Source organism: Pseudomonas sp. SDO5591_S426, from assembly GCF_054070755.1.
Genome location: NZ_JBSVXD010000259.1, coordinates 1 through 6,377 on the forward strand (window position 1 = coordinate 1; position 6,377 = coordinate 6,377).

Annotated in this window: 7 protein-coding genes and 1 pseudogene; all 8 read left to right on the forward strand. The window is 61.4% G+C overall.

From position 1 onward, the window contains the following. Positions 1-69 precede the first annotated feature (69 nt). The 8 genes and pseudogenes from ACW9JC_RS27830 to ACW9JC_RS27865 all read left to right on the forward strand — a co-directional run bounded on the left by ACW9JC_RS27830 (position 70) and on the right by ACW9JC_RS27865 (position 6,336). Positions 70-315 (forward strand): DUF2789 domain-containing protein, encoded by a 246-nt coding sequence (locus tag ACW9JC_RS27830; RefSeq protein ID WP_457459051.1) that lies wholly within the window; start codon positions 70-72, stop codon positions 313-315. Between the two features lie 30 nt (positions 316-345). Beyond that, positions 346-462 (forward strand): annotated as a pseudogene (locus tag ACW9JC_RS27835) (type II toxin-antitoxin system mRNA interferase toxin, RelE/StbE family); the annotation flags it as partial. Positions 463-574: 112 nt separating this feature from the next. Further along, complete coding sequence (locus tag ACW9JC_RS27840) at positions 575-1,003, forward strand: MarR family winged helix-turn-helix transcriptional regulator (RefSeq protein WP_419712845.1); 429 nt, start codon at positions 575-577, stop codon at positions 1,001-1,003. Next, entirely contained in the window at positions 1,000-3,072 is a 2,073-nt protein-coding gene (locus tag ACW9JC_RS27845; RefSeq protein ID WP_457459053.1) for an FUSC family protein, read from the forward strand. Before ACW9JC_RS27840 ends, ACW9JC_RS27845 begins: the two co-directional genes overlap by 4 nt. Beyond that, on the forward strand, positions 3,069-3,278 hold the full coding sequence (locus ACW9JC_RS27850; protein ID WP_338584109.1) for a DUF1656 domain-containing protein: 210 nt from the start codon (positions 3,069-3,071) through the stop codon (positions 3,276-3,278). The genes ACW9JC_RS27845 and ACW9JC_RS27850 overlap by 4 nt, the downstream gene beginning before the upstream one ends. Then, the gene (locus ACW9JC_RS27855; RefSeq protein WP_457459055.1) at positions 3,275-4,162 is read left to right on the forward strand and encodes an efflux RND transporter periplasmic adaptor subunit; all 888 of its coding nucleotides are present in this window, start codon (positions 3,275-3,277) and stop codon (positions 4,160-4,162) included. Before ACW9JC_RS27850 ends, ACW9JC_RS27855 begins: the two co-directional genes overlap by 4 nt. Continuing rightward, entirely contained in the window at positions 4,159-5,607 is a 1,449-nt protein-coding gene (locus ACW9JC_RS27860) for an efflux transporter outer membrane subunit (protein WP_457459057.1), read from the forward strand. The genes ACW9JC_RS27855 and ACW9JC_RS27860 overlap by 4 nt, the downstream gene beginning before the upstream one ends. A gap of 93 nt (positions 5,608-5,700) precedes the next feature. Next, positions 5,701-6,336, forward strand: a complete 636-nt coding sequence (locus ACW9JC_RS27865) for an NADH:ubiquinone oxidoreductase subunit N (protein ID WP_416127486.1) — start codon at positions 5,701-5,703, stop codon at positions 6,334-6,336. Positions 6,337-6,377: the final 41 nt, after the last annotated feature.

A 6,377-nucleotide genomic window follows, 5' to 3' on the forward strand; every position in this document is an offset into this window, starting at 1 on the left:
GTGTCTGTAGGAGCAAGGCTTGCCCGCGATTGACCGCGCAGCGGTCACCCTTTTACCAAGGAGTCCGACATGGAAAACCCAACCCACAGCCTCCCATCCCTGTTCAAGCAACTCGGCCTGGCCGATGACGCCGAAAGCATCGACAAATTCATCGCCACCCATTCACCGCTCAAACCCGAACTGCATCTGGCGGATGCGTTTTTCTGGAGCTCGAGCCAGGCGGATTTGTTGCGCAGCGAAATTCTGGATGACGCCGATTGGGCGGAGGTGGTGGATCAGTTGGATGTGATGTTGAGGAAGGGGCGGGGAGTATGACAATCGGATGAAACGCAGCTTTCTGGATTGTCATCGGGATACCGACAGATCTACGAAGTAATTGAAGAGCACGTCGTCGTTTCTGTAGTTGCGGTTGGAAAGCGCGAGCGCAGCCAAGTCTACGAGCGAGCCGAGAAGAGTCAGTAGTCGCCAATTTGTTTCAAAACTTGACGAAAAATCCCCTCAAATGCCATATTGATAGTTAGCAAACTAACAGTGTGTGTTTTCCCTCGTGCCGAATAATCTCGACGCTCTCCAGATGAACATCAGCAGCTCCATGGTGGTGGCCGCCCGGCATTGGCGGAAGATCTGCCAGACCACGCTGGTCAACTATGGAATCTCCGAAGCCTGTGCCGTCCCGTTGTTGATGATCGGACGTCTGGGTGAAGGCGTGCGGCAGGTGACGGTCGCGCAGGCGGCGGGGATGGAGAGTCCGTCTCTGGTGCGTTTGCTGGATCAGTTGTGCCACGCCGGTTACGTCTGCCGCACCGCCGATGCCCAGGACCGCCGCGCCAAATGCCTGAGCCTGACCGATACTGGTCGTACCCTGGTGCAAGCGGTCGAGGTTGAACTGGTGCGATTGCGTAATGAGGTACTTGAAGGTATCGATCAGCGAGATCTGGAAGCCGCACTGCGCGTCTTGAAGGCCTTTGAATCGGCCGGACAACCCTCGGACGACCACCCTTGAGCGGCTTCTTTTCAGGGATGCCACCGGCGCGGGACTGGTTCTACGGCGTGCGCACCTTCGCGGCTTCGATGATTGCGCTGTACATCGCCATGCTCATGCAAATGCCGCGTCCGTATTGGGCGATGGCCACGGTGTACATCGTCTCCAATCCATTTCTCGGTCCGACCACGTCCAAGGCGTTGTACCGCGCAATCGGTACTTTTCTCGGCGCCGCCGCAGCGGTGTTTTTCGTGCCGATGTTTGTCCAGAGTCCTTACGTGCTGGTGGTGGTGATTGCTCTGTGGACCGGGACGCTGCTGTTTCTGTCACTGCACCTGCGCACGGCCAACAACTACGCCTTGATGCTCGCCGGTTACACCTTGCCGCTGATCGCGCTCCCAGTGGTGGATAACCCGTTGGCGGTGTGGGACGTAGCCGAGGCGCGCACCGAAGAAATCTTCCTCGGCATCGCTGTCGCGGCAGTGGTCGGTGCGATGTTCTGGCCGCGACGGCTGGCGCCGGTGTTCAACGACTCGGTGAGCAAATGGTTCGCCGACGCTTCGACCTACAGCCAGCGCTTCCTCAGCCGCGACGTGCAGCCGGAGGAAGTCAGTGCATTGCGTTCATCGCTGGTGGCGACTTTCAACACCCTTGAATTGATGATCGGCCAGTTGCCCCACGAAGGTGCGCGGCGGCAAACCGTAAGCAATACCAAGGAACTGCGCGGGCGGATGATCCACTTGCTGACGGTGGTGGACGACCTCGATGACGCGCTTTATGCCCTGGAGCGACGTACGCCGGAGCTCGTGGACAAGATCGCGCCGCTGCTCAGCGCAACCACTGAATGGCTTGCGCACAAAGACGCCGACATCGATCGCTGGCAGGCATTGAAAGACCAGCTCGAAGCCGTGCAACCCAGTGCCCAGGCGCTTGATGATCGCAAGCAACTGCTGTTCTCCAACGCGGTGTATCGCCTCGGCGAGATGATCGACTTGTGGCAAGACTGCCGTAGCCTGCAACGCGCCATCCAGTGTGAAAGCCAGGACAGCTGGCGCGCGGTCTATCGGCACTGGCGTCTGGGGCGGCTGACACCGTTTCTCGATCGTGGCCTGATGCTCTATTCCGCCGCGTCCACCGTCATGGCGATCATTGTTGCCTCGGTGTTGTGGATTCTGCTGGGCTGGACCGACGGCGGTGCCGCTGTGATTCTGGCCGCTGTGGCGTGCAGTTTCTTCGCCTCGATGGACGACCCGGCGCCGCAGATTTACCGGTTCTTTTTCTGGACAGCGATGTCGGTGCTGTTCGCCAGCCTTTACCTGTTTCTGGTGCTGCCCAATCTGCATGATTTTCCGATGCTGGTGCTGGCGTTTTCCGTGCCCTTCATCATCGTCGGCACGCTGACGGTCAAGCCGCAGTTTTATCTGGGCATGCTGCTGACCCTCGTCAACACCTCGTCTTTCATCAGCATTCAAGGCGCCTATGACGCGGACTTCCTCAGTTTTGTGAACTCCAACCTGGCCGGTCCCGTCGGCTTGCTGTTTGCCTTCGTCTGGACCCTGATCGCCCGGCCATTCGGTTCCGAGCTGGCGGCCAAACGCCTGACCCGTTTCGCCTGGCGCGATATCGTCAGCCTCACCGAGCCGGCCACCTTGGCCGATCACCGGCACTTGGGCGTACAGATACTCGATCGCCTGATGCAGCATTTGCCGCGTCTGGCCATGACCGGCCAGGACACCGGCATCGCCCTGCGCGAGGTCCGCGTGGCGTTGAATCTGCTGGATCTGCTCGCCTATACGCCACGGGTGCACGGCACGCCTCAGGCGTTACTGCATCAGGTAGTGGCCGAGGTCGGCGAGTATTTCAAGGCCTGCCTCAAGGCCGGTGAACGCTTGCCGGCACCGAGTCCATTGCTGATGACACTCGACCGTACCCGCCGCGCCCTGGCTGGCGCGGGTGACGATGAAACCCGCCGGCACCTGCTGCACGCCTTGAGCGGCTTGCGCCTGGCGTTGCTGCCCGGCGTCGAGTTTGTCGGTACTGCCGACGCTGAAGAACCGCTTCCCCATGGCATCGATGGAGCGCCTTTATGATCGGTGATCTGGATATCAGCGGGGTTTTCCTGCCTACGCTGCTGGTGCTGATGGGCATTACGTATGTGTTGTACCTGTTGGTGCACGGGGTGCTGATGCGCCTGCACTTTTACCGTCTGGTCTGGCACCGGGCATTGTTCAACGTGGCCCTCTACGCCTTGCTGCTTGGCGCCGTGGATTCACTCAGTCGATACCTGATGACATGAAAAAACCGTTTCTAACCCTCGGTCGCGTGGTGCTGACCCTGTTGATCGTGACCTTCGCCGTCGTCGTGGTCTGGCGCATGGTGATGTATTACATGTTCGCACCTTGGACCCGCGACGGGCACATCCGTGCCGACATCGTGCAGATCGCGCCGGACGTGTCCGGGCTGATCCAGCAGGTGGACGTGCGCGACAACCAACTCGTCAAGCGAGGCCAGGTGCTGTTCACCATCGATCAGGACCGTTTCAAACTGGCCTTGCGTCAGGCAAAAGCGGCGGTTGCCGACCGTGAAGAAACCCTGGCCCAGGCCCAGCGCGAAGCCAAGCGCAACAAGGGTCTCGGCAATCTGGTGCCCGGCGAGCAACTTGAAGAGAGCCAGTCCAGGGTGGCCCGCGCCCAAGTCGCATTGATGGAAGCTCAAGTAGCGGTGGACAGCGCGCAACTGAACCTCGACCGCTCGGTGATCCGCAGCCCCGTGGACGGCTACGTCAACGACCGCGCACCACGCGCGCAGGAATTCGTCAGCGCCGGGCGGCCGGTGTTGTCGGTGGTCGACAGCAATTCGTTCCACATCGACGGCTACTTCGAAGAAACCAAACTCGACGGCATCCATGTCGGCCAGAGCGTTGATATACGGGTGGTCGGCGACCGTGCGCGGCTGCGTGGGCACGTGCAAAGCATCGTCGCCGGTATCGAAGACCGCGACCGCACCAGCGGCAACAACCTGCTGCCCAACGTCAACCCGGCGTTCAGCTGGGTGCGGCTGGCCCAGCGGATTCCGGTGCGAATCGCCTTCGATGATGTGCCGGCGGATTTCCGCATGATTGCCGGGCGCACCGCGACGGTATCGATAATTGACGACAAGAACCGGGAGCCCGCGCAATGAGCAAGGCCTCGGGTTTGGCGATCGCCGGATTAGGCTTGCTGTTGTCGGCGTGTCAGATGGTCGGGCCGGATTATCATTTGCCGGACGAGGCCGCGATCCAGCGTGACGACTTGCAGGGCGAACTGGCGGTGAACGGCAAACCGGCGGTTTCGGCGCCGGTGCCGGACGATTGGTGGCGCCTGTATCAGGACCCGCGACTCGACCAATTGGTCCAGCAAGCCTTGGCCTCCAACACCGATTTGCGCGTGGCAGCGGCGAGCCTGCAGCGGGCCCGCGCTCAGGTCGACGAGGCCAAAGCGGCGGGCGGCTGGAGCGGCGGCGTGAAGATGGGCGCCCAGCGCTTGCAGGAGTCCGGCGAAGCCTTCCTGTTGCCGGAAAAAGTGCCGGTGGCCAACATTGGCGACATCGGCATCAGCGCGTCGTACCAGTTCGATTTGTTCGGCACCTTGCAGCGCGGCATCGAAGCGGCCAAGGCCAATGCCGATGCGACCCAGGCTGCCGCCGATACTGCGCGCATCACCTTGGTCGCCGATGTGGTGCGGGCCTACACCCAGGTGTGCGCGGCCAACGAAGAGCGGGAAATTGCCCAGCACTCGCTCGACCTGCAGTCGCAAAGCACCACGCTGATCCAGCGCTTGCGCGACGCCGGGCGTGGCGACGAAACCCAGGTCACCCGTTCGCAAACCCAATACAAATCCCTGCGCGCCGACATGCCGCGTTATGAGGCGGCGCGTCAGGCCGGTTTGTACCGCTTGTCGATGTTGCTGGCCAAACCGCTCGATCAGTTGCCCGCAGGCACCGCCACCTGTGATGAGCTGCCGAAAATCGCGCAACTGGTGCCAGTGGGTGACGGCGCATCGTTGCTCAAGCGTCGTCCCGATGTGCGGCAGGCCGAGCGTCGACTGGCGGCCGCGACCGCCGGTATCGGTGTCGCCACGGGTGAGCTGTACCCCAACATCAGCATCGGCGCGACGGTTGGCACCGTTGGTATCCTGGACAATCTCGGCGAGCCATCCACCAACCGCTGGGGCTTCGGTCCGTCGTTGACCTGGACCGTGCCGACCAACGGCGCCCGCGCCCGAATCCGTGAAGCCGAAGCGGTGGCCCAGGCGACGCTGGCGCACTTTGATGGTGTGGTGCTCAACGCCATTCGTGAAACCCAGACCGGCCTCGCCCAATACAGCGCGTTGCTGCAACGTCGCGAAGCCCTGGCGGACGCCGAGCAGTCGGCGAAATTGGCCGCTGATCAGACTCACCGCTTCTTCCAGGCCGGCCGCGCGTCGTTTCTGGCGGACTTGCAGGCGACCCGCACTTACATCGACGTCACGGCGCAACTGGCTGCCGCCAACACCCAGGTTGCCGCGAGCCAGATTGATTTGTTCCTCGCCTTGGGCGGCGGTTGGGAAAGCGGACGAACGCAAGCGTCGAACTCCGGCAAACCCTGAGGCCGTTGCTATGCTTTGAAGTGTTGGGAGGGCGCCCCGTGCAAAGCGCCCTTTCTTCGCACAAGGCTCGCGCAGGTCAGGGGGAAACCAATAATGAAAAACCCTTATGCTCTCGGCTTCTGGTGCGCCATCGTGGCGCTGGTGCTGCTCACGGGCACCTATTTCTACGGCATCATGCTGGCTCACCAGATCGACAAGGCGATGGCGTTCCTCGACAGCGCGGCCGCGCTGATTGCCGTGATGTCGATTGCGGTGGTGGCATGGGCATCGGTCCAGAACCAGCGGATCAAAAAAAGACAACTCGAACAAGGCAAGACGTTGGTGCTGATCTGGGACACCAAGGTCGCGCTGCGCCGGGTCGAAACGGTGTTCGATCGCTATTTCTGGGGCAGCTACTGGCAACCGGGGCGCACGTTCCAGGAAGTCATGGGCGAATTGACCGGCACGCCGCTGGAAAAAAGCCTCGAAACCCTGAAGAAGCAATGCCTGGAGCTGGACAAACAAGTGGCCGACGATGGCCGGCACTGGCTCAACAACGCCCGGGAACTGGCCGACGTCGCGACAGCCATGGCCCGCGAGCGTTATCAACTGGACTTCTGCGACCCCCGAGGGGAAGTGACGGGCGGGGCGGTGATCAATCGGGATTTTGAAGTGCTCGTGTACACCTGGACCGCGCGGTTGAAAACCTTTGATCATCAGCTGGATGAGATCGAGGTTCAGTATTCCTGATTGCTAAAAGATCGCAGCCTTCGGCAGCTCCTACAGGCTGT

Excerpts from the sequence above, each read along its gene's own strand:
- ACW9JC_RS27830 (WP_457459051.1), top strand. The coding sequence starts at position 70 with ATGGAAAACCCAACCCACAGCCTCCCATCCCTGTTCAAGCAACTCGGC.
- ACW9JC_RS27840 (WP_419712845.1), top strand. The coding sequence starts at position 575 with ATGAACATCAGCAGCTCCATGGTGGTGGCCGCCCGGCATTGGCGGAAG.
- ACW9JC_RS27850 (WP_338584109.1), top strand. The coding sequence starts at position 3,069 with ATGATCGGTGATCTGGATATCAGCGGGGTTTTCCTGCCTACGCTGCTG.
- ACW9JC_RS27855 (WP_457459055.1), top strand. The coding sequence starts at position 3,275 with ATGAAAAAACCGTTTCTAACCCTCGGTCGCGTGGTGCTGACCCTGTTG.
- ACW9JC_RS27860 (WP_457459057.1), top strand. The coding sequence starts at position 4,159 with ATGAGCAAGGCCTCGGGTTTGGCGATCGCCGGATTAGGCTTGCTGTTG.
- ACW9JC_RS27865 (WP_416127486.1), top strand. The coding sequence starts at position 5,701 with ATGAAAAACCCTTATGCTCTCGGCTTCTGGTGCGCCATCGTGGCGCTG.